This window comes from Nocardioides sp. NPDC057767, from assembly GCF_042798275.1.
Taxonomy (GTDB): domain Bacteria; phylum Actinomycetota; class Actinomycetes; order Propionibacteriales; family Nocardioidaceae; genus Nocardioides.
Map to the genome: position 1 here is coordinate 14,077 of NZ_JBHVKJ010000017.1, position 21,720 is coordinate 35,796.

The window sequence follows — 21,720 nt, forward strand, 5'->3', positions numbered from 1 at the left end:
GACCCACTATTCTCTCCGGCATGACTGGATCTCGGACCCTGCCGTCCTCGCGCTCCGCCATGGCCGTCGTGGCGGCAATCGCTTCGCTTGTGCTGTGCTCGTGTGGTGGCGGAGCTGATCAGCCATCCGATCCTGCGACCGCGCCGAGTGGTACCGCGGCGGGCTCTGAGTCCCCTACTGCACCAACTGTCGAGGAGAAGACGGCAGAGCTCGATGGAGTGAAGTTCACCGCGCCGAGCGGCTGGTACGTCAAGCCCGAGGACGGGAGCTACGTCATCGGTGCGCCCGAGGATGCAGACGGCTTCTCGCCGGGATCGGGGATCTTCAATGTCGGGACAACGCTTGCCTCTGACGTGGACCAACTTGCGAAAGCGGCGATTGGTCGCGTGGAGACGGCCTACCCAGACGGCAAGCGTCTCCCAGATGTGAAGTACGGAGGCACGACCTTCTTTCACCTTCGTGGGTCGAACTCCGCCGAGACGTTTGACCAATATGGCGCAGTCGTCGGCGATCGTCAGGTTTTCGTGGCGTGGTCATTCAATCCTGAGTTCGTGAGTCGCAAGGAGGTCGACGAGCTCATCAACCAGGTGATGCCTTCGTTCGAGTTCGAGGGCTGATTGCGCAGTCTGGGAGCGTGTGACCATCTCTCAAGCGCCCTGATGTTCGCCGTCTCACAGCGATTGCTGGATCAACCATCATCGCCTGCGCTGTGGTGCGTGTGGCAGCGAGAATCCCCACGCCAACGGACCGACGGGGAGCGGTGCCGCTTCGCCGAGCGAGGCAACTTCGGCAGATCCTTCCTCGGAGTGGAAGGTTGCCGAACTCGAGGGGACGCAGTTCAAGGCGCCTCCGGACTGGGCCGCCAGTTTGGAAGACGGCGTCAGCTACGTCATGGTTCGCCGAAGGACAAGCAGGGGTTTCGGGCTGGGCGCGGCATCTGCAACGCTGGCTCGTCCCTAGCACCCTTCAGCGACGAACTCGCCACAGCGAGCCGCGACAACGTCATCGGTGACTACTCGAAGGTCGAGCGTTTGAAGGACGTGACGTTTGGCGAGACCACGTACTTCGACATTCGAGGATCTGGCGAAGCGCAGACCTACGACCTCTACGGTGCGTTGATTGGAGATATCGAGGTCTCGGTCGCATGGTCCTTTTAACCCTGACTTGGCCACCCAGGATCAGATCGACGGGTGGATCAACCAGGTCATGCCGACGTTTAAGGCTTAGACGAGTTGGGCGCCGCTGAGCCCTGAGGATCTCTGTCGGCGGTGCCCGATAGGTTGCGGTCTGTGGTCGTACATCTGCACCGCGCGCCGCGGACCGATCTGCTCGCCGACTCGCTCGGCGAGCTGTTGTCGGTGCCGCTGGGGGACCCGTTCGCGACGGAGGTCGTGGTGGTGCCGGCGCGGGGGGTGGAGCGGTGGTTGTCGCAGCGGCTCTCGCATCGGCTGGGTGCCGCCAGCGGGCGTGCGGACGGGATCTGCGCGGGGGTTGACTTCAGGACGCCTTGGTCGCTGTTCGCCGAGATCGCGGGCACGGGGGACGAGGATCCCTGGGCGCCGGAGTCGCTGACCTGGCCGGTGCTGGCGGCGATCGACGGGTCGCTGGACGAGGCGTGGGCGAGGCCGCTCGCGCAGCATCTGGGGCACGGGGACACGACGGAGGAAGGCGTACGGCGACGGGGGCGGCGGTTGGCGCTGGCCCGAAGGCTGGCGCGGTTGTTCGCTGCGTACGCGGACCAGCGGCCGGCGGTGGTGGCCGACTGGAGTGCGGGGCGGGACACGGACGGGCTCGGCGCGAAGATCGCCGAGGACCTCGCGTGGCAGCCGCCGTTGTGGCGAGCCGTTGCCGGGCTGGTCGGCGGACCGACGCCGGTGGAGCGGCAGGCCGCGACGGTTGCGAAGCTGAAGGAGGCGCCGGGGGAGTTCGAGCTGCCGGAGCGGGTCTCCTTGTTCGGGCACACGAGGCTGTCGGCGACCGACGTCGAGCTCGTCGCGGCGCTGGGGGAGCACCGCGAGGTGCACCTGTGGTTGCCGCATCCCTCGGAGGCCCTGTGGGAGGCGCTCGCCGGGCTGGATGGGACGGTGGCCCGGACCGCCGACAGATCGCACGACGCGGTCGGGCATCCGCTGCTGGCGACACAGGGTCGGGATACGCGGGAGCTGCAGCGCTCCTTGAACGGGTTCGCCGGAGAGGCGATCACCGACGGTGTGTTCGACACCGACGGCCGGCTGCTCGGATGGCTGCAGGAGGACATCCGCGGCAACACCCTCGGAGAGGCGGCGAGCCGGGTGCTCGCACCGGAGGACCGCTCGATCCAGGTGCACGCCTGCCACGGCGAGGCCCGACAGGTCGAGGTGCTCCGGGAGGTGCTGCTGGGGCTGCTCGAGGACGACCCGACGCTGGAGCCGCGGGACGTGCTGGTGATGTGCCCCGACATCGAGACCTTCGCGCCGCTGATCGAGGCCGGGTTCGGGCTCGGCGAGATGATCGGTGAGACCGGACACCCGGCGCATCGGCTGCGGGTCAAGCTGGCGGACCGGTCGCTGACGCGTACGAACCCGCTCCTGGACGTGGCCACCAGGCTGCTCGACCTGGCGGGTGGCCGGGCGGGGGTGAGCGACGTACTCGATCTCGCTCATCTCGATCCGGTGCGGCGCCGGTTCGGGCTCAACGACGATGCGCTGGAGCAGCTCGAGGAGTGGGCCAAAGACGCCGGGATCAGGTGGGGCTTCGACGCGGAGCACCGTGAGCCCTTCGGGCTGGAGACGTACGTCGCCAACACCTGGCGATTCGGGATGGACCGCATCCTCACCGGAGTGGCGATGTCCGAGGACTCGGCGACCTGGCTCGACACGACGCTGCCGCTCGACGACGTGGGAAGCGGCTCGGTCGAGCTGGCGGGGAGGTTCGCCGAGCTCGTCGACCGGCTGGAGCAGGTGACCGACGAGCTCGCCGGGGTGCATCCGCTGGAGCACTGGCTGAAGGTGATCGAGGAGGGTGTCGCCGCGCTGACGTCGGTCTCGGCCAACGACGAGTGGCAGCCGGGCCAGGTGACGAGGGAGCTGTCCCGGGTGCGGGACGCGGCCAGAGGTCACGAGGTCGACGAGCTGCGACTGCCCGACGTGCGGGCGCTGCTGGGGGCGCGGCTGGCCGGGCGGGCGACGCGCGCCAACTTCCGCACCGGGACGCTGACGGTGTCCACGCTGGTGCCGATGCGGTCGGTGCCGCACCGGGTGGTCTGCCTGCTCGGCATGGACGACGGGGTGTTCCCGAGGGTCGGGATCACCGACGGCGACGACCTGCTGGCCCGCGATCCGCAGACCGGTGAGCGCGACCTGCGCAGCGAGGACCGGCAGCTGTTCCTGGACGCGCTGCTGGCGGCGACCGAGACGCTGGTGGTGACCTACACGGGGGCGAACGAATACTCGGGCCAGCCGCGGCCGCCCGCGGTGCCGCTCGGGGAGCTGCTCGACGCGCTGGACGCGACCGCGGTCTCCGCCGACGGGCGCCCGGTCAAGGAGGTCGTGACGACCCGGCATCCGCTGCAGCCGTTCGACCCGCGCAACCTGACGCACGGCGCACTGGTGGCGGGACATCCCTTCTCCTTCGACCGAGCCGCCGAGGCCGGTGCCGTCGCCGCGGTGTCGGACCGTGTCGAGCCGCCGGAGCTCCTGCCCGCTCCGCTGACGCCGGCCACGACCGGGGACGTGACGCTCGAGGAGCTGCTGGCGTTCTACCGGGCCCCGGTGCGTGCGTTCTTCCGGGACCGGCTGGAGCTGGCGCTGCCCCACGACGACGATCCGCTCTCCGAGGCGCTCCCGGTCGAGCTCGACGGGCTGGGGCAGTGGTCGGTGGGCGACCGGCTGCTTCATGACCTGCTCGCCGGGATGTCGGAGGAGCAGGCCACGCAGCAGGAGTGGCGGCGCGGCGTACTTCCGCCGAAGTGGCTCGGCTGGCGCATCCTCACCGACGTGATCACCAAGGCGAAGCCGATCGCCGCCGAGGCGCTGCGGGTGCGCCAGGCGGGCATCTCCACCGGCCAGGCACGCGCCGTCGACGTCGAGGTCGACCTCGGCGACGGACGCCGCCTGACCGGCACCGTGCCCCAGGTCTACGGCGACCGGCTCGCGCCGGTGACCTACTCCCGCCTGGGCGCCAAGCAGCGGATCGAGTCGTGGGTGCAGCTGGTCGCGCTGGCCGCTTCCGACGAGGACCGCGCCTGGAGCGCCTGGACGCTGGGTCGCCCGGGCAACTCCAGGTCGCGTACGCCGTTCGGGCTCTCCCAGCTCGGGCCGCTCGACCACACCGCGATCGACGTGCTGCGCGATCTGGTGCGGTTGCGCGACAAGGGGCTCTCCGCGCCGCTTCCGCTGCCGCTGAAGACCTCGCTCGCCTACGCGCGCCAGCGGCGCACCCAGGCCGGCGTCGACGACGCGCTCTACAAGGCGGGCTGGGAGTGGAACGACGGACGCTACGAAGGCGAGGAGTCCGACGTGGAGCAGGTGCGTGCCTGGGGCGCGAAGTCCGCGATCCCGGGCCTGGGTGATCCGCCGGAGCCGGGCGAGGAGTTCGACGGGGAGACGTCCCGCTTCGGCGCGCTCGCGATGCGGGTCTGGTCGCCGTTGCTCAAAGCCGAGCAGGGGAGCTGGTGACCATGGACGGATTCGACCTGACCGGCCCGCTCCCGACCGGAACGACGCTGATCGAGGCCTCGGCCGGCACCGGCAAGACCTTCACCATCGGGGCCCTGGTCACCCGCTACGTCGTCGAGGGTGTCGCGACGCTCGACGAGATCCTGGCGATCACCTTTGGCCGCGCCGCCTCCCAAGAGCTGCGCGACCGGGTGCGCTCCCACCTGGTCGAGGCCGAGCGGGCGTTCGCGGCCGCGGTCGCCGGGCGGCGCCCGAGCCCGCTCGACGCCCACCTCGAGCTGCTGCTGGACGTGCCCGAGGAGGAGGTCCGCGTACGCCACGAGCGCGTGCGCGACGCGCTCGCCTCCTTCGACGGGGCCACGATCGCGACCACCCACCAGTTCTGCCAGCTCGTGCTGCGGTCGCTGGGCGTGGCCGGTGACACCGACACCGGTGCCGAGCTGGTCGAGTCGCTCGACGAGCTGGTCGTCGAGGTGGTCGACGACCTCTATCTGCAATGGTTCGGCGAGGCCCGGGAGCGCCCGCCGTTCGACCGCGACGACGCGCTCGGGCTGGCGCGCACCGCGGTCGAGGACCCGCAGTCGCGGATCGCCCCGGCGCCGGAAGAGGACCCGGTGGCCGGTGCGCGGGTGCGGTTCGCGGAGGCGGTGCGGGACGAGGTCGACCGGCGCAAGCAGATGCGCGGCGTCCTCTCCTACGACGACCTGCTCTCCCGGCTCGCGGTCGCCCTGGAGGATCCTTCCGCGCCCGCACGGGCACGGATGCGGCAGCGCTGGCGGATCGTGCTCGTCGACGAGTTCCAGGACACCGACCCGGTCCAGTGGCAGGTGCTGTCACGGGCCTTCGAGGGTCACGCGACATTGGTCCTGATCGGCGACCCGAAGCAGGCGATCTACGCCTTCCGCGGCGGTGACGTCTTCACCTATCTGACCGCCGCCCGGACGGCCGAGACGCAGGCGACGCTCGACACCAACTGGCGCAGCGACGCACCGCTGGTCGAGCGGCTCCAGGTGGTCCTGCGCGGAGCGGCGCTCGGCTCTCCCGACATCGTCGTCCACGACGTGAAGGCACATCACGACGGTTCCCGGCTGATGAACGCACCGAATCCCTCGCCGTTCCGCATCCGCCGGGTCGGCCGCAACGGCTTCAAGCTCACTCGCGGCAAGATGATCACCGCCGGTGACGCACGCAACCACATCGCCCGGGATCTCGCCGGTGACATCGCCGCGCTGCTCGGCTCGGACGCCACCTGGTGCGACCGGCCGGTCCAGGCCGGGGACATCGCGGTCATCGTCGCGATCCGTTCCCACGGGCTCCTGGTCCAGCGTGTCCTGCAGGAGCACGGCATCCCGGCGGTGATGGCCGGCGGCGGTGACGTCTTCCTGACTCCCGCCGGTGAGGACTGGCTCGCGCTGCTGCAGGCGCTCGACTCGCCCCACCGGGCGCCGCTGGTGCGAGCGGCCGGGCTGAGCGTGTTCTTCGGCTACACCGCGACCGAGCTCGACGCGGGCGGAGAGGCGTTGACCTCCCGCATCGCCGACACGCTGCGCGGCTGGGCGCTGCTGCTGCGCGGCCGGGGTGTCGCCGCGCTGATCGAGGCGGCGGAGGAGCGCGGTCTCACCGCGCGGGTGCTGCGGCGCACCGACGGGGAGCGGCTGCTCACCGACGTACGTCATCTCGGGCAGCTGCTCCACGACATCTCCGTGCGCGACTCGCTCGGGCTGCCGGCGCTGCTGACCTGGTTCCGCGACGAGCGGCGGCGCTCGGCGGCCACCGAGCGACCGCGGCGGCTCGACTCGGACGCCGCGGCGGTGCAGATCGTGACGGTGCACGGCTCGAAGGGGCTGCAGTATCCGATCGTCTACCTGCCCTTCGCCTACGACTTCTTTGTCCGCGACCCCGAGGTCGCGCGCTTCCACGACGCCGACGGGCAGCGGACGATCGACGTCACCCGGACCGGTGCCCAGTGGGCAAAGCATGTGGAACGCCACAAGGCGGAGGAGGTCGGCGAGAAGCTCCGTGATCTGTACGTGGCGCTGACCCGAGCGCAGTCGCAGGTCGTCGCGTGGTGGGCGCCGACGGCCAATACGGCCACCGGCGGATTGCACCGGCTGCTGTTCGGTCGAGGTCCTGGACAGGCGGTTGTTCCTGACGATGTAGCCGTGCCGAGCGACGAGCACGCGGCAAGCTTGCTGGACAATGTTGCGCGCCACGGCGGTCCTACGGCCGAGGAAGCTGTACCAGTTGCTGCAGCGACGCCCTTACGTGAGACGCCCCCCGGTGTCCTCGCCGCGCGCGCGTTCACGCGTGAGGTGGACGCGGAGTGGCGGCGTACGTCCTACTCCGGGCTGATCCGGGTCGACGAGGGCGTCACGCCGACCTCGGAGCCGGAGGTCGAGGGCACCGACGACGAGCCGATCGGCGACGACGCCGATCTCTCGCCATCGGAGGTCGAGCTCGTCGAGACCCCGGAGGAGCACCTCTCGCCGATGGCGGAGCTGCCGAAGGGTGCCGGGTTCGGATCGCTGGTCCACGCGGTCCTCGAACACACCGACCCCGAGGCCCCTGACCTGGCCGAGGAGCTGCTGGCGAAGACTCGCGAGCAGCTGCGCTGGTGGCCGGTCCCGGCCTCGGCCGAGGACCTCGCGGCCGCGATGCTGCCGCTCAACCTGACCCCGCTCGGCCCGCTGGCAGACGGGTTGACGCTGGCCCGGATCCCGCTGCGCGACCGGCTGCGCGAGCTCGACTTCGAGATCCCGCTCGCCGGCGGCGATGCGCGTGGACCCGGGGCACCGGACGTACGGCTGAGCGATCTCGCCCCGCTGCTGCGGGAGCATCTCCCGGCGGACGACCCGATGGTGACGTACGCCGACCGGCTGGAGGCCCCGCCCCTGGGCGAGCAGTCGCTGCGGGGCTACCTGACCGGCTCGGTGGACGTGGTGCTGCGGCTGCCCAACGGCCGGTTCGTCGTGGTCGACTACAAGACCAACTTCCTGGGCGTGGAGGCGATGGACTACACCCAGCCGAAGCTCGCCGAGGCCATGCTGCACTCCCACTACCCGCTGCAGGCGCTGCTCTACTCCGCGGTGGTCCATCGCTTCCTGCGCTGGCGCCTGCCCGGCTACGACCCCGAGACGCATCTCGGCGGCGTGCTCTATCTCTACGTCCGCGGGATGCTCGGCCCGGACACGCCCGTCGTCGACGGCATCCCGACCGGCGTCTTCACCTGGCAGCCGCCCGCCTCCCTGGCGGTCGCGCTGTCCGACCTGCTGGATGGAGGCACGGCCGCATGATCGAGCGGTGGGAGTCCGACGACCCCTTCGACGCACGCCTGGCCCGGTCCGCGACCGGTCTGCTGGAGTCGTTCAACAAGGAAGGCGTGCTGACCGCGGCCGACGTACACGTCGCGACCCGCGCCGCCGCGCTCACCGGCGAGGAGCGCGACGAGGTGCGGCTGGCGGTCGCGCTGGCGGTCCGTGCGGTTCGGCACGGGTCGGTGTGCGTCGACCTGGCCGCCCTGCGGGAGACCGAGGAGACGCTGCCGTGGCCGGCTGCTGCCGGCTGGCTGGAGGCGGTCGCCGACAGCCCGCTCGCCGCGCAGTCCCTGGTGCAGGTCGAGGAAGGCCTGCTCTACCTCGACCGCTATCACCGCGAGGAAGGGCAGGTACGCGACGACCTGCTCGCCCGCCTGGCCTCGCCCCGACCCGTGGCCGATGAGGCGCTGCTCGAGGCGAGCGCTTCCCGGCTCTTCCCGGGCGAGGGCTACGCCGAGCAGCGCGCCGCCGCCCTGGCTGCCGCCCGGCAGTCGACGACCGTGCTCACCGGCGGCCCCGGCACCGGCAAGACCACGACCGTGGCCGGGCTGCTGGCGCTGCTCACCGAGCAGTCCCCGACCCCGTTGCGAGTCGCGCTGACCGCGCCGACCGGCAAGGCGGCCGCGCGGCTGCAGGAGGCCGTCGAGAGTGCCCAGCGGGCACCACAGTTCACCGACGACGACCGCGCCCGGCTTCACGGCCTGACGGCATCGACCCTCCACCGGCTGCTCGGCTGGCGGCCAGGCTCGTCGACGCGCTTCAAGCATCACCGCACCAACCGGCTGCCGCACGATGTGATCGTCGTCGACGAGACCAGCATGGTGTCGCTGACGATGATGGCCCGCCTGCTCGAGGCGGTGCGCCCGGAAGCGCGGGTGATCCTGGTGGGCGACCCCGACCAGCTCGCCAGCGTCGAGGCCGGCGCGGTGCTCTCCGACCTCGTCGCCGGCCTCGCCGTGCGCTCGCCCGACGCCGTCGCCGCGCTTCGCACCACCCATCGCTTCGGTGGTGCGATCGGTGCCCTCGCCGCAGCGCTGCGGGACGGCGACGCCGACGCGGCCCTCGACGTGCTGACGTCGGACGACCCCGCGGTCGAGCTCGTCGACCCCGCCGACGAGTCTGCGATGGCGAGCGTCGAACGCGACCTGGTCACCCACGCCGTCGCCCTTCACGAGGCCGCGCTCGCGGGCGACGCGGGGAGCTGCGTACGCATGCTCGACGAGTCGCGTCTCCTCTGCGCCCACCGCGACGGCCCCTGGGGCGTCTCCCACTGGAACCGGCAGATCGAGCGCGGCCTGGCCGAGACCACCGGCGAGCCGCTCGGCATCGGTTGGGGCCACGAGTGGTACCCGGGTCGCCCGGTCCTCGTCACCGCCAACGACTACGGCCTGGGTCTCTTCAACGGCGACACCGGCGTCACCTATCAGGACAGCTCCGGAGACCTCCGGGTCGCGATCGCCGGCGGGGCGACGTACGCCCCTTCACGCCTCGGCGACATCGAGACCCTGCACGCGATGACCGTCCACAAGTCCCAGGGCAGCCAGGCCAGGTCCGTCACCGTCCTGCTCCCGCCCGACGACTCGCCCCTGCTCACCCGCGAGCTCTTCTACACCGCGGTCACCCGGGCCCAGGAGCGGGTACGCATCGTCGGCACCCCCGACGCCGTCACCGCCGCGATCACCCACCGCGCGCAGCGCGCCTCCGGTCTCCGCCAGCGCCTCGGCCACTGACCACCCGCGCCGAGGCGTCACGCGCGTCGGCCGAGTTGGCACCGGCGTGCCAACTCGACCGACCGGCATGACGCCTCGGCCTGCCGGAGCGACGCCTCGGCGCGTCAGGACCGGGCGATGGAGGTGGCGAGCGAGGCGAGGTGGCCGAGGCGGGCGAGCTCGGAGTCGAGGAAGTCGGGACCGCCACGGCGGCCGATGATGACGATCTCGTTGCCGTCGATGCGGGCGCCGGCGAACATGTTCTCGTCCTCGCCCTCGACCTCGATCCGCTCGGGCCGGTCGAGCTCGATGAAGGGGACGTTCTCGGGCGCGCCGTCGGTGGAGCGGGCGATGCCCTTGACGCGGTGGACGCGGATGGCCCAGTCCGCACGGAAGGTCAGGGGCAGCACGTCCACGAGGCGGTCGAGGGCCTCATGAGCGTTCTCGGTGAGGTCCTCGACCGCCTCGAGGTCGAGGAAGAGGTTGCCGCCGGCGGCGTAGCGGGAGATCCAGACGACCTGCACGCCGTCGAGCTCGTTGCACGCCGAGACGATGGAGTCCGGCATCGTGCCCGGAGAGGTCTCGAGGAGCACGTCGTCGACGGCGAGTCCCTCGACCTTGTTCTTCTCGACGATCTCGATCGCCTCGATGTCGCCGCCGGCTTCACCGATGGCAGAGGCAAGGCGACCGAGTGAACCCGGGACATCGGGCAGCTCGACGCGTAGCAGGAACGGCATGGCCATAGACCCTAGCGCCGCGAACCGACAGCCGTGGCACTGTCCCGGTTACACACCGGTCAATTGGTGACCTGTTCGCCGGCCGGCTCCAGCAGGAAGAGCGGGAAGATCCGAGACGTGTTGGGCTGGTATTCGCCATACGTCGGCCAGGTCTTCACCGCGTAGTCCCACCACTCGTCGCGCTCGGCCCCGGAGAGCTCGCGGGCGACGTACGCCTTCTTGGTGCCGCCGTCCTGGAGCACCATGTCGGGGTACGTGCGGAAGTTGGCCACCCACGCCGGGTTCTTGTCGCTGCCGCCCATCGAGGCGACGGCGAGGTACTTCCCGTCGCGCTCGACCCGCATCAGCGGCGTCTTGCGGATCGCGCCGGTCTTGGCGCCGCGGTTGGTGATCAGGATGATCGGCTTGCCGTCGCGCTCGAGGACGTTGGCCTCGGCGCCGTTGGAGGCCTCGAACGCGGCAACCTGCTCGCGCACCCAGTCGGCCGTGCTCGGGACGTACTCACCTTGCAGTTCGGTCATGCCCACTACAACAGCCGAGGACGCGACCTATTCCGAGCCCGGATAGCCTCAGGCCCATGAGCGCAATCGAGGGAGTCTCCGACACGTTCGACCCGAGCCGCTGGGACGAGGTGCCCGGCTTCGAGGATCTGACCGACCTGACCTATCACCGGGCCAAGGAGCACGGCACCGTACGCATCGCCTTCGACCGCCCCGACGTGCTCAACGCCTTCCGGCCGCACACTGTCGACGAGCTCCTCCGCGTGCTCGAGCACGCCCGCACCTCCGCCGACGTCGGCTGCGTGCTCCTGACCGGCAACGGGCCCTCGGAGAAGAACGGCAAGTTCTCCTTCTGCACCGGCGGCGACCAGCGCATCCGCGGCAAGGCCGGCTACCAGTACGAGGAGGTCTCGACAGGCTCGACCACCAATCCGTACGCCGCCGGCCGGACCGGCGCGGAGGAGCCCACCGCGATCGACAAGGCCAAGCTAGCCCGCCTGCACATCCTCGAGTGCCAGCGGCTGATCCGCTTCATGCCGAAGGTCGTCATCTGCGTCGTCCCCGGCTGGACCGCCGGCGGCGGCCACTCCCTCCACGTCGTCTGCGACCTCACCCTGGCCTCGCGGGAGAACGCCCGCTTCAAGCAGACCGACGCCGACGTCGGCTCCTTCGACGGCGGCTACGGCTCGGCCTACCTCGCCCGTCAGGTCGGCCAGAAGTTCGCCCGCGAGATCTTCTTCATCGCCGAGGAGTACTCGGCCGAGGACGGCGTACGCATGGGCACCGTCAACCGCGCCGTCCCCCACGCCGAGCTCGAGGACGTCGCGCTCGAGTGGGGCCGCAAGATCAACGGCAAGTCGCCCACCGCGCAGCGGATGCTGAAGTACGCCTTCAACCTGCTCGACGACGGCCTCGTCGGCCAGCAGATGTTCGCCGGCGAGACCACCCGCCTGGCGTACATGACCGACGAGGCCCAGGAGGGTCGCGACCAGTTCCTGGAGAAGCGCGACCCCGACTGGTCGCCCTACCCCTGGTACTACTGATCTGCTCCGGTCACCACTTCAGCTCGATCTCGAGTTCGCGCTCGTCGTCTCCGATCTCGATCTCGAGCTTGAAGTCGACCTCGTCGGGTACGCGCACCTTGAAGCGCAGTCCTTCTCTTTCGAACTCGACCTCGTTGTTGCTGGCGAGCGCGTCGGCCAGGGCACGCAGGCGAGCCGCTGCTTCCTCACGACGCAGCTTCGCCTGTTCGGTGACTTCCATCAGGTCCATGCTGGACTCCTTCTGACGTTGGGGATGAATGATCTCGACCGAGCGTGATTCGCGCCGGCCCCGGCCATCGCAACCTACCCCGCGGCGACACGGAGACCGACCTTCAAACGCGTGATCAAGAGACGAACAGACGGAGTCTCTCGTCCCTGCTGGGGCCTCGGGTGCGCCATCAGGAACTCCCAGACCGTGTCGTGGAGGTCGTCGAGCGCCGCGCCGGTCGGGTAGGCGTGGTGACCTCGTCAGCGGGGTAGCGCGGCGAGCTCGCTCAGCTCGCGCTGATAGGCGCTGTAGGCCTCGCGCAAGGAGGCCGCCGGCCAGCCCGAGGGACGGAGCTCGACGGGGAGGAGCGGGTCGGTACTGAGGTGGCGCACGATGGCGGCCGCAGTGGCGAGCCGGAGTGCGGGCTCGGGTGTCGAGGCCAGGCGCTCGAGCAGACGCGCGGCCTCGCGGTTCCATCCGGCCAGGTCCCACAGGGAGGCGGCCAGCTCGGCCGGATCCTGCTCCGGCGTCGCGATGAAGTCACGCAGCACCGGGTCGGAGAAGCGGGGACGCCGGAGGTTGGCCGGCCGGGTCCAGACTCCTTCGCGCAGCTCGGCGAGGCGGTGCGCCTTGAGCGCATCGCGCAGGACGGCGCGCTCGGCGCCCGGTCGTCCGCCGGTGACCACGACGGCCATCTCCCAGGAGCCGTCCCAGGCCTTGTCCGCCACGCGTACCGCCTCGTCCTGGTGCGCCTGTCGCTGGACGAGGCGTTCGCCGAGCCGGTAGCCGTCGTCGGTACGTCGCAGGTCGCCGTCGTTGACGGCGCGGGTGAGTGCGACGCGCACGGTCGCCGGGGCGATGCCGAGGAACTGGCCGGCGCGGGCGAGGTCGGCGGGGGTCAGCGGGTCCGGGTGGGCGCCCAGCATCAGGCTCAGGAGGGCAGAACGGGCGGAGAGCGGAGCCAGTTCGTCACGCGGGGTAACCACTCGCGCATCTTCTCATGCAACAGATATAGACACGACTGTCTCAATATCTGTAACGTCGTGAGAACGATCCGCAGTCGACCCGAGGTGGCACCATGACCAGCACGCACGAGGTGTTCAACCAGGTCCCGCCGTTGGTGGGCCACAACACCGCCGGTGACCCGGTCCTGAGGGAAGGCGTGGAACGCGAGGGTGCCGCCTGGGCGCTCCCCGAGATCGACGAGCTGGGCCGCCTCGCCGGCAGCGCCGAGGCGCAGGAGTGGGGCCGGCTGGCGGAGCGGGTGCCGCCGCGTCTGCACACCCATGACCGCTACGGGCACCGGGTCGACGAGGTCGAGTACGTCCCGGCGTACCACCAGCTCATGCAGACCGCGGTCGAGCACGGTCTGCACGCCGCGCCCTGGGCGGACGAGAGGCCCGGCGCCCACGTCGCGCGGGCCGCGAAGTTCTACACCTGGAACGTCGACGCCGGTCACGGCTGCCCGATCTCGATGACCTACGCCGTGGTCCCGGCGCTGCGGGCCGACCCGGGCCTGGCGGGGAGGTTCGAGCCGCTGCTGACCAACCGGGAGTACGACTTCGGCCTGCGTGATCCCGAGACCAAACGCGGTCTGATCGCCGGGATGTCGATGACCGAGAAGCAGGGCGGCTCCGACGTACGCGCGAACACGACGACCGCGACGCCGCAGACCGACGGGACGTACGTCCTGCGCGGGCACAAGTGGTTCACGAGCGCCCCGATGAGCGACCTCTTTCTCACCCTGGCCCAGACCGAGGCGGGCGTCTCCTGCTTCCTCGTCCCGCGCGTCCTGCCCGGCGGCGACCGCAACGCGATGCGCTTCATGCGCCTCAAGGACAAGCTCGGCAACAGGTCGAACGCCTCCTCTGAGATCGAGTACGACGCGGCGACCGGCTGGCTGGTCGGCGAGGAGGGCCGCGGGGTGCGCACGATCGTCGAGATGGTCAACATGACGCGCCTCGACTGCGTGATCGGCTCCTCGGCGGGGATGCGCACCGCGCTCACCATGGCCGCGCACCATGCCACCCACCGTTCCGCGTTCGGCAAGCTGCTGATCGACCAGCCGGCGATGCGCAACGTCCTGGCCGACCTGCAGGTCGAGTCCGAGGCGGCGACGACCGCGATGCTGCGCCTCGCGGGCGCCAACGACCGGGCGATCCGTGGTGACGAGGGCGAGGCCGCACTGCGCCGGATCGCCCTCGCCGTCACGAAGTACTACGTCTGCAAGCGGGCGCCCTTCATGGTCAACGAGGCCCTGGAGTGCCTGGGCGGGAACGGCTACATCGAGGACTTCGACGTCGCGCGGATCTACCGCGAGATGCCGCTCCTCTCGATCTGGGAGGGGTCGGGCAACGTGGCCGCCCTCGATGCGCTGCGAGCGCTCGCGAAGGAGCCGAACACGCTCGATGCGTTCCTCGCGGAGGCCGAGCTGGCCGCCGGTGCCGATGCCCGCTACGACGCCGCGCTGGACCGGCTGAAGAAGGAGTTCACCTCCTTCGACGATCTCGAGCTCCGGGCCCGGCGCATCGTCGAGCAGCTGGCCCTGGTCTTCCAGGGCTCGCAGCTTCTCCGGCACGCACCGGCAGCCGTCGCCGACGCCTTCTGCTCCTCCCGCCTCGGCCGGGACTGGGGCGGCGCGTTCGGCACGCTGTCGCCACGCGGTGACCTCGACGCGATCCTCGAGCGGGCGCTTCCGGCATGACGGTCGACGTCACCACGGACGGCCCGGTCACCACGATCGCGATCAACCGTCCAGACGTACGCAACGCCGTCGATCGGGCGACGGCCGAGGCCCTGGTCGCCGCGTTCGAGGAGTTCGACGCCGACCCGGCCGCCGCCGTCGCGGTGCTGCACGGCGAGGGCGGCACCTTCTGCGCCGGCGCCGATCTGAAGGCGGTCGCGGGCGGAGACCCGAACCGGTTCGAGCCCGACGGGCACGGCCCGATGGGGCCCACCCGGATGCGCTTGGGCAAGCCCGTCATCGCCGCCGTCGCCGGTCACGCCGTCGCCGGCGGCCTGGAGCTCGCGATCTGGGCCGACCTGCGGGTCATGGAGGAGGACGCCGTCTTCGGCGTCTTCTGTCGTCGTTGGGGCGTACCCCTGATCGACGGCGGCACCGTCCGGTTGCCGCGGCTGATCGGCACCAGCAACGCCATGGACATGATCCTGACCGGCCGTCCGGTCGGCGCCGACGAGGCGCTACGGATGGGGCTGGCCAACCGCGTCGTCCCGCCCGGCCAGGCCCTCGCGGCCGCCCAGGACCTGGCCCGCCAGCTCGCCGCGTTCCCGCAGACATGTATGCGTCACGACCGGCTCTCCGTGCTGGAGCAGGAGGGCCTCAGCGAGCAGGAAGCGCTGGCCGCGGAGTACCGCCACGGCGTCGTCTCGGTCACCACCGACACCGTCGAGGGCGCGACGCGCTTCGCCGACGGAGCCGGGCGTCACGGTTCGTTCGGCACCGGCTGAGTGACGTACTGGCCCATCAGCACCTTGATCAACCGCCGGCCGACGGACATGGCGTGGGTGCGGTCGGAGCCGGCGAGCCCGAGGAGCGGGTCGAGGCCGCGTACGTGAGGACCGAGGGCGATGTGGGGAAGCAGCATGATGATCGCGGCGACGAGCGCGTCGCGGTCGGTGTCCTCGCGGAGTGCGCCGATGGCGATGCCGAGATCGACCATGCCGCCGATGACCTCGAGGTAGTCGACGTAGACGGCCTCTCGGACGGCGGCGAGTGCTCTGGGGTTGTGCTCGAGGTTGGCCGAGACCAGCATCTGCCGGTGGCGTGGGTGGTCGTAGAAGTAGTCGATCCACGCATCCATGAGCAGGTTGACCGAGCCGAAGTAGTCGGTCATCCACGGGAAGTCGGCGCTCGCCGTCTCCATCGCCGCTCGGATGTCGTGGCTGGCCCGGGCGATCAGGTGGACGAAGAGGTCGGCCTTGTCGGGGAAGTACTGGAACAGGCTGCCCTTGGAGATCCCGGCCTCACGACAGATCGTGTTGAGGCTGGCCGCGTTGTAGCCCCGGACGCCGAACTCTTCCTCGGCTGCCCGGCGCACGGCATCGCGTTTGGCCTCCGGGAGGCGCTCCCAGGTCAGCGTAGGCACTGGCGCCACCCGCCCCCTCTCATGGCTGGACGCTCGCATCGTAGCGTGCCCCGCTCGAGTCCCTTGACCGTGCTGCAGCGGCGCCCCTAGTCTGTGACCGGTGGTCATATGACCACCGGTCACGTTCGGGCGGAGGCGCGATGTCGAGCACTGACAATGACATTCTGAGGCGCCGTTCCCAGGCGGTCGCCGAGGCGGTGGCGTCCCGTTTCGCGCCGACGACCTACACGCAGGTGGACCGGGTCGGTCGCACCGATGTGCGGTTGGCGATGCCGGACTACCTCGTCGAGTTCGAGCTGGACTGGATGGACGATCTGGTCGAGGTCTTCGTCCGGCCTCTGGGGCCGGGGGGACATGCTCGGCAGCGGCTGGTCGGGATGCTCCCGGCCTACGACCGCGCGCTGTTCGAGAGCGAGATCAGGCGAGCGGTCGGGCGCGGAGGCCTGCGCGGGATGGCGGCCCAGATCGACGCGGCCGCCCGTGCGTTCGAGCGGTTCTACGACGACACCCCGGCCGGCCGAGAAGCCGGTTGCTGAGCCCGAGCGCTCACCCCAGCGGGAGCGGGGCGCTCTCCTTGGTGTTGCCGAAGGCGAACGTGGTCTCGATCGAGGCCAGTGCGGGCATGGTGCGGAGGTTGTCGCGCAGGAACTGCTCGTAGGTCTCGAAGGACGGCGTCACGATCTTGAGCAGGTAGTCGTGGTCTCCGGCCAGGACGTACGCCTCGGTGATGTCGGGGATCGCTCGCAGGTGCTCCTCGACGGCCTCGACCGCGGCGTTGGTGTGGGTGGCCATCTTGATGCGTACGAAGGCGGTGATGTTCATGCCGACGGCGTGCGGGTCGATGACGGCGCGGTAGCCGCTGATCACGCCAGCCTCCTCCAGGGCTCGTACGCGGCGCAGACATGGTGAGGGGGAGAGGCCGACGCGGTCGGCGAGCTCCTGGTTGGTCAGGCGGCCGTTCTGCTGGAGCTCCCAGAGGATGTGCTTGTCGGTGTCGTCGAGCGGGCGCATGGTGGCAGATTCTGCCACTGATCGCCGCAACGATGGCAGATCCGGCAATCATTTGCGCCTCGGTTTTCCCTATCGTGGCGCGACATGGGGATGCGACAGGAGAGCGGCACGCCGGCGCCGGCCGGGTGGGCTGCACTGGGGATGACGGTTGTGCTCTGGTCGTCGTTCGCGCTGAGCACGCGCGGCATCGGCGGGTCCAGCCTGACTGTCGCCGATGCCGCGTTCCTCCGGTTCGTGACGCCGGTGGTCCTGCTCGCCCCGCTGCTGCCGAGCACGGTCCGAGCCGTACGCCACGAGCGGCCGCAGGTTCTCGCCCTGCTGCTCGTCGGTGGGCTCCCGCACTTCCTGGTCTTCGCGTTCGGCGCCCACCTGACCAGTGCGGCGCTCACCGGAATGCTGGTGCCGGGCACGGTGCCGCTGTTCGTCACGCTGCTCGCGATGGCACGCGGCCGGACCTCGATGCCGCCGCGGCGGCTGGCGGCCCTGGGGCTCATCACGGCGGGGGTCGCGGTGAGCGGGTTCCTGGTCGGCGGCGGCGCCTCGCTCGGCGGGGTCGGTCTGCTCCTCGTCGGCGGGTTCGCCTGGGCCGTGTTCACGGCGGGCCTGCAGCGTACGAGCCTGACGCTCCTTCAGATGGTGCTGACCGTCTGCACGGTCGCGAGCCTGGCCGCGCTGGTCCTGGCGGTCTCCGGCGCGATGCCGTCGCACCTGCTCGCCGGGACCGCCGAGCTCGGCGACGTGGTCGCCCTCACCGCGCTCCAGGGCATCGGGACCGGCCTGATGTCGACGCTCTGCTACGCCTTCTCCGTCAGAGCGCTCGGCAGCAGCCGGGCCTCGGTCGGTGGCGCGGTCAGCCCGGTGCTGACCGCGGTCGTCGCGGTCCCGATCTTCGGTGAGCAGATCGGCCTCGGGCTCGCCGTCGCCCTGGCGCTCATCGTCACCGGTGTGGCGGTGTTCAACGGGGCCGGGGCTGCGCCGGCATCAGCAGACGATGCGACCGGTCTCGAACCGGAGGACGTGGTCGGCGGCGGGTTCGTCCAGGAGCAGGATCTCGGTCTGCTGGACGGTGCCCTGAGTCGGTAGCGCGGGTCAGGACAGGGCTCGGCGGGCGGTGTCCAGGAACGTACGGAACGACTCGCGGTCCTCGGGGCCGAGGTCGGCGAGCATCTGCTCCTCGAGCTCCTCGACGCGCGGGTCGTAGGTGTCGAGGAAGGCGCGGCCCTCGGTGGTGAGGCTGATCAGCATCCGGCGCCGGTTGTCGGGGTCGGTGCGCCGCTCGATGAGGCCTCGACGCTCGAGGGCGCCGATGAGGTCGGCGGCCGACTGGGCGCGTACGAACGAGGCGCGGGCGAGGTCGGCGGCGCTCATGGTGGGGCGGCGCTCGAGCACCGAGAGCGCGGTGTACTGCAGGGCGGTGACCCCTGATTCCTTCAGTACGGCGTCGAGCCGCGCTCGGGTGGCGAGCTCGAGCTGCTTGACGACGTAGAGCAGCAGGGGTGCGTCGGTCATGCGGTCATTCAAGCATCGCGGCGCTTGCGGGAGGCGACTACTTCTGAGATTATCAGGATTCCTGTCAATCATGAGGAGTTCATCATGCTCGGAACCCCCCTGCCCGGTGCCCTGCGGGCGGAGCGCATCGACGACATCGCGGTGCTGACTCTCGCCCGCCCCGCGAAGCGGAACGCGCTCAGCGACGAGGCGGTGCTCGGGATCGAGCGGTTCTTCGACGGTCTCGAGCCGGACGTACGTGCCGTCGTCATCGACGCGGACGGCGACCACTTCTGCGCCGGGCTCGACCTGGCCGAGATGACCGAGCGGGACACCCTCGCCGGGGTCGCCCACTCGCGGATGTGGCACCGGGTCTTCGAGAAGATCGAGTTCGGGCCGGTGCCGGTCGTGGCGGCGCTGAAGGGCGCCGTGGTCGGGGGCGGGCTGGAGCTCGCCGCGGCCGCGCACATCCGGGTCGCGGAGGAGTCGACCTTCTACGCGCTGCCCGAGGGACAGCGTGGGCTCTTCGTCGGTGGCGGCGCCTCGGTGCGCGTCCCGCGGCTGATCGGGGTCCCGCGGATGGCCGACATGATGCTGACCGGCCGTCGCTACGACGCGCAGGAGGGGCTGGCGCTGGGCCTGAGCCAGTACGCCGTGGCCGACGGTCTCGGCCGCAAGACCGCCCTCGAGCTGGCCGGCCGGATCGCCCAGAACGCGCCCCAGACCAACTTCGCCGTCGTCCAGGCGCTGCCGCGCATCGCCGAGGCCAACCCCCGCGACGGCTTCCTGATGGAGTCGCTGATGGCCGCGATCGCGCAGGGGACCGACGACGCCAAGGGCCGCATGCAGGACTTCCTCGACGGCCGCGGCAAGAAGGTGACGGACCAGTGAGCATCGAGCAGGGCGACATCGTCTGGTCCCCGCCAGCAGACATCCTCGAGACCTCGCGGGTCGGTGAGTTCCTGGCCTGGCTCGCCCGCGAGCGGTCGGTGGAGATGACGACCCATGAGGAGCTGTGGCGCTGGTCGGTGACCGACCTCGACGGCTTCTGGTCGGCGGTGTGGGAGTTCTTCGGGGTGCGGTCACACACTGCGTACGACTCCGTGCTGGCCTCCCGCGAGATGCCCGGCGCGCGCTGGTTCCCGGGCGCGACCCTCAACTACGCCGAGCATGCGCTCGGCACCGACGAGGATGTCGACCGGGTCGCCGTGGTCGGCCGGTCGCAGACCCGCGACGACGTCGAGCTGACCTTCGGCGACCTGCGCGACCAGGTGGCCCGGGCACGGGCGGCGCTGAAAGGCATGGGCGTACGCCGCGGCGACCGCGTCGCCGGCTACCTCCCCAACATCCCCGAGGCGCTGGTCGCCTACCTCGCGACCGCCAGCCTGGGGGCGACCTGGGCGAGCTGCGCCAGCGAGTTCGGGCCGCGCAGCGTGATCGACCGTTTCGCCCAGATCGAGCCGGTCGTGCTGCTGGTCGCCGGCGGCTACCGTTACGGCGCCAAGGACATCGACCGGCGCGAGCAGGTGGCCGAGATCCGGGCCGAGCTGCCGTCGGTTCGTCATGTGATCGACGTGGAGTACGGCGCACGCCGGGTCGAGGACGCCCTCTTCTGGACCTCCCTGCTCGACGCGGAGGACGGGGCGGAGCTCGCCTTCGAGCCGGTTCCCTTCGACCACCCGCTGGTCGTGCTCTTCTCGTCCGGCACGACCGGCCGGCCGAAGGCGATCGTGCACGGTCACGGCGGCATCCTGCTCGAGCACCTCAAGAACCACGCGCTCTCGTGGGACATGGGGCCCGAGGACCGGATGCTGTGGTTCTCCACGACCGCCTGGATGATGTGGAACGCGCTGGTCTCCTCGCTGCTGGTGCGCTCCTCGATCGTCATGGTCGACGGCAACCCGATGCACCCCGACCTGACCTGGCAGTGGCGGCTCGCGGCCTCGACCGGGGTGACGGTCATGGGGGCCAGCCCTGGGTTCGTGATGGCCTGCCGCAAGGAGGGTGTCGAGCTGAAGGGCCTCGGTGACCTGCGGATTCGCGTCCTCGGCTCGGCCGGTGCGCCACTCCCCCCGGAGGGCTACGCCTGGTTGTCCGACCAGCTCCCCGACGCCCAGATCAACGTCGGCAGCGGCGGCACCGACGTCTGCTCCGGCATCGTGCAGAACAACCCGCTGCTCCCGGTCTACGCCGGCGAGATCTCCGGTCGCTGCCTCGGCGTCGACGCCCACGCCTACGACGAGTCCGGCCGCCCGGTCACCGGCAGCCTCGGCGAGCTGGTCATCACCTCGCCGATGCCCTCGATGCCGGTCGGCTTCTGGGGCGACGAGGACGGTTCTCGTTACCGCGAGGCCTACTTCGACCACTATCCGGGCGTCTGGCGCCACGGCGACTGGATCCTCTTCCACGACAACGGCAGCTGCCACGTCGCCGGTCGCTCCGACGCGACCCTCAACCGTGGTGGCGTACGCCTCGGCACCGCCGAGTTCTACCGCGTCGCCGAGGAGGTGGACGGTGTCGCCGACTCGCTCGTCGTCCATCTCGAGGATCCCGACGGCGGCAACGGCGAGCTGCTGCTCTTCGTCGTCTCCGACGAGGGCGCCCGTCTCGACGATGCGCTCCGCGCCCGGCTGGTCGGCGCGCTGCGCTCCGCGCTCTCCCCTCGGCACATCCCGGACCAGGTGATCGAGGTGCCGGCGGTGCCGCGCAACCTCACCGGCAAGAAGCTCGAGCTGCCGGCCAAGCGGATCCTGCAAGGCGTACGTCCCGAGGACGTCGCCAGCCGCGACGCCCTCGCCGATCCGGCTTCCCTGGATCCGTTCGTCGAGCTGGCGAGATCCGGTGCTCTGCGGGGGGTGGGCAAGTGATCTGCCGGCGGAATGTTCACCGAGGTACCTCGGTGAGCGGTCACTTCCTTCGTGGAACTCCACAAAGGAAGTGCAGCTCCAC

18 protein-coding genes are annotated in these 21,720 nt (G+C 70.6%); 11 read left to right on the top strand and 7 right to left on the bottom strand.

What is annotated here, in order from left to right:
• Nucleotides 1-20: 20 nt before the first annotated feature.
• The 4 genes from ACFVDI_RS10815 to recD all read left to right on the top strand — a co-directional run bounded on the left by ACFVDI_RS10815 (nucleotide 21) and on the right by recD (nucleotide 9,699).
• Nucleotides 21-617, top strand: coding sequence for a hypothetical protein (locus ACFVDI_RS10815; protein ID WP_378904151.1), 597 nt, complete (start codon nucleotides 21-23; stop codon nucleotides 615-617).
• Between the two features lie 672 nt (nucleotides 618-1,289).
• Entirely contained in the window at nucleotides 1,290-4,655 is a 3,366-nt protein-coding gene (gene recC, locus ACFVDI_RS10820) for an exodeoxyribonuclease V subunit gamma (RefSeq protein ID WP_378904154.1), read from the top strand.
• Between the two features lie 2 nt (nucleotides 4,656-4,657).
• Nucleotides 4,658-7,948, top strand: a complete 3,291-nt coding sequence (locus ACFVDI_RS10825; protein WP_378904360.1) for a UvrD-helicase domain-containing protein — start codon at nucleotides 4,658-4,660, stop codon at nucleotides 7,946-7,948.
• Nucleotides 7,945-9,699 (top strand): exodeoxyribonuclease V subunit alpha, encoded by a 1,755-nt coding sequence (gene recD, locus ACFVDI_RS10830; protein WP_378904157.1) that lies wholly within the window; start codon nucleotides 7,945-7,947, stop codon nucleotides 9,697-9,699. Before ACFVDI_RS10825 ends, recD begins: the two co-directional genes overlap by 4 nt.
• A gap of 104 nt (nucleotides 9,700-9,803) precedes the next feature.
• Here recD and ACFVDI_RS10835 read toward each other — a convergent pair whose 3' ends face one another.
• Nucleotides 9,804-10,415 carry an amino acid-binding protein gene (locus ACFVDI_RS10835; RefSeq protein WP_378904160.1) on the bottom strand — a complete coding sequence of 204 codons (612 nt, stop codon included), beginning with the start codon at nucleotides 10,413-10,415 and terminating at the stop codon, nucleotides 9,804-9,806.
• A 59-nt stretch (nucleotides 10,416-10,474) separates the two neighbouring features.
• On the bottom strand, nucleotides 10,475-10,936 hold the full coding sequence (locus ACFVDI_RS10840) for a nitroreductase family deazaflavin-dependent oxidoreductase (RefSeq protein ID WP_378904163.1): 462 nt from the start codon (nucleotides 10,934-10,936) through the stop codon (nucleotides 10,475-10,477).
• 56 nt (nucleotides 10,937-10,992) lie between these two features.
• Here ACFVDI_RS10840 and ACFVDI_RS10845 point away from each other — a divergent pair, with 56 nt between their 5' ends.
• On the top strand, nucleotides 10,993-11,958 hold the full coding sequence (locus ACFVDI_RS10845) for a 1,4-dihydroxy-2-naphthoyl-CoA synthase (protein ID WP_378904166.1): 966 nt from the start codon (nucleotides 10,993-10,995) through the stop codon (nucleotides 11,956-11,958).
• A gap of 10 nt (nucleotides 11,959-11,968) precedes the next feature.
• On the opposite strand, the gene ACFVDI_RS10850 is transcribed toward ACFVDI_RS10845, so the two are convergent.
• Together ACFVDI_RS10850 and ACFVDI_RS10855 are read right to left on the bottom strand one after the other, a co-directional pair.
• Nucleotides 11,969-12,187: an amphi-Trp domain-containing protein gene (locus ACFVDI_RS10850; RefSeq protein WP_378904169.1), complete on the bottom strand. Its 219-nt coding sequence runs from the start codon at nucleotides 12,185-12,187 to the stop codon at nucleotides 11,969-11,971.
• Nucleotides 12,188-12,426: 239 nt separating this feature from the next.
• Complete coding sequence (locus ACFVDI_RS10855) at nucleotides 12,427-13,152, bottom strand: PaaX domain-containing protein, C- domain protein (RefSeq protein ID WP_378904171.1); 726 nt, start codon at nucleotides 13,150-13,152, stop codon at nucleotides 12,427-12,429.
• 92 nt (nucleotides 13,153-13,244) lie between these two features.
• Here ACFVDI_RS10855 and ACFVDI_RS10860 point away from each other — a divergent pair, with 92 nt between their 5' ends.
• Both ACFVDI_RS10860 and ACFVDI_RS10865 read left to right on the top strand, forming a co-directional pair.
• Entirely contained in the window at nucleotides 13,245-14,870 is a 1,626-nt protein-coding gene (locus ACFVDI_RS10860; RefSeq protein WP_378904174.1) for an acyl-CoA dehydrogenase family protein, read from the top strand.
• Entirely contained in the window at nucleotides 14,867-15,634 is a 768-nt protein-coding gene (locus tag ACFVDI_RS10865; RefSeq protein ID WP_378904177.1) for a crotonase/enoyl-CoA hydratase family protein, read from the top strand. The genes ACFVDI_RS10860 and ACFVDI_RS10865 overlap by 4 nt, the downstream gene beginning before the upstream one ends.
• Here ACFVDI_RS10865 and ACFVDI_RS10870 read toward each other — a convergent pair.
• Nucleotides 15,610-16,272 carry a TetR/AcrR family transcriptional regulator gene (locus ACFVDI_RS10870; protein ID WP_378904180.1) on the bottom strand — a complete coding sequence of 221 codons (663 nt, stop codon included), beginning with the start codon at nucleotides 16,270-16,272 and terminating at the stop codon, nucleotides 15,610-15,612. The two genes, ACFVDI_RS10865 and ACFVDI_RS10870, sit on opposite strands and share 25 nt — an antisense overlap.
• Nucleotides 16,273-16,412: 140 nt before the next feature.
• Here ACFVDI_RS10870 and ACFVDI_RS10875 point away from each other — a divergent pair, with 140 nt between their 5' ends.
• On the top strand, nucleotides 16,413-16,808 hold the full coding sequence (locus tag ACFVDI_RS10875) for a hypothetical protein (protein WP_378904183.1): 396 nt from the start codon (nucleotides 16,413-16,415) through the stop codon (nucleotides 16,806-16,808).
• Nucleotides 16,809-16,818: 10 nt separating this feature from the next.
• Here ACFVDI_RS10875 and ACFVDI_RS10880 read toward each other — a convergent pair whose 3' ends face one another.
• A complete protein-coding gene (locus ACFVDI_RS10880) occupies nucleotides 16,819-17,283 on the bottom strand; it encodes an Lrp/AsnC family transcriptional regulator (RefSeq protein ID WP_378904186.1) in 465 nt (154 codons plus the stop codon).
• Between the two features lie 84 nt (nucleotides 17,284-17,367).
• Here ACFVDI_RS10880 and ACFVDI_RS10885 point away from each other — a divergent pair, with 84 nt between their 5' ends.
• Nucleotides 17,368-18,366: a DMT family transporter gene (locus ACFVDI_RS10885; RefSeq protein WP_378904189.1), complete on the top strand. Its 999-nt coding sequence runs from the start codon at nucleotides 17,368-17,370 to the stop codon at nucleotides 18,364-18,366.
• A gap of 6 nt (nucleotides 18,367-18,372) precedes the next feature.
• Here the strand turns inward: ACFVDI_RS10885 and ACFVDI_RS10890 are convergent, their stop codons facing one another.
• Nucleotides 18,373-18,792: a MarR family winged helix-turn-helix transcriptional regulator gene (locus tag ACFVDI_RS10890; protein WP_378904192.1), complete on the bottom strand. Its 420-nt coding sequence runs from the start codon at nucleotides 18,790-18,792 to the stop codon at nucleotides 18,373-18,375.
• An 84-nt stretch (nucleotides 18,793-18,876) separates the two neighbouring features.
• On the opposite strand from ACFVDI_RS10890, the gene ACFVDI_RS10895 reads away from it, so the two are divergent.
• Both ACFVDI_RS10895 and ACFVDI_RS10900 read left to right on the top strand, forming a co-directional pair.
• Nucleotides 18,877-19,662 (top strand): crotonase/enoyl-CoA hydratase family protein, encoded by a 786-nt coding sequence (locus ACFVDI_RS10895; protein WP_378904195.1) that lies wholly within the window; start codon nucleotides 18,877-18,879, stop codon nucleotides 19,660-19,662.
• Entirely contained in the window at nucleotides 19,659-21,638 is a 1,980-nt protein-coding gene (locus ACFVDI_RS10900) for an acetoacetate--CoA ligase (RefSeq protein WP_378904197.1), read from the top strand. Before ACFVDI_RS10895 ends, ACFVDI_RS10900 begins: the two co-directional genes overlap by 4 nt.
• Nucleotides 21,639-21,720: the final 82 nt, after the last annotated feature.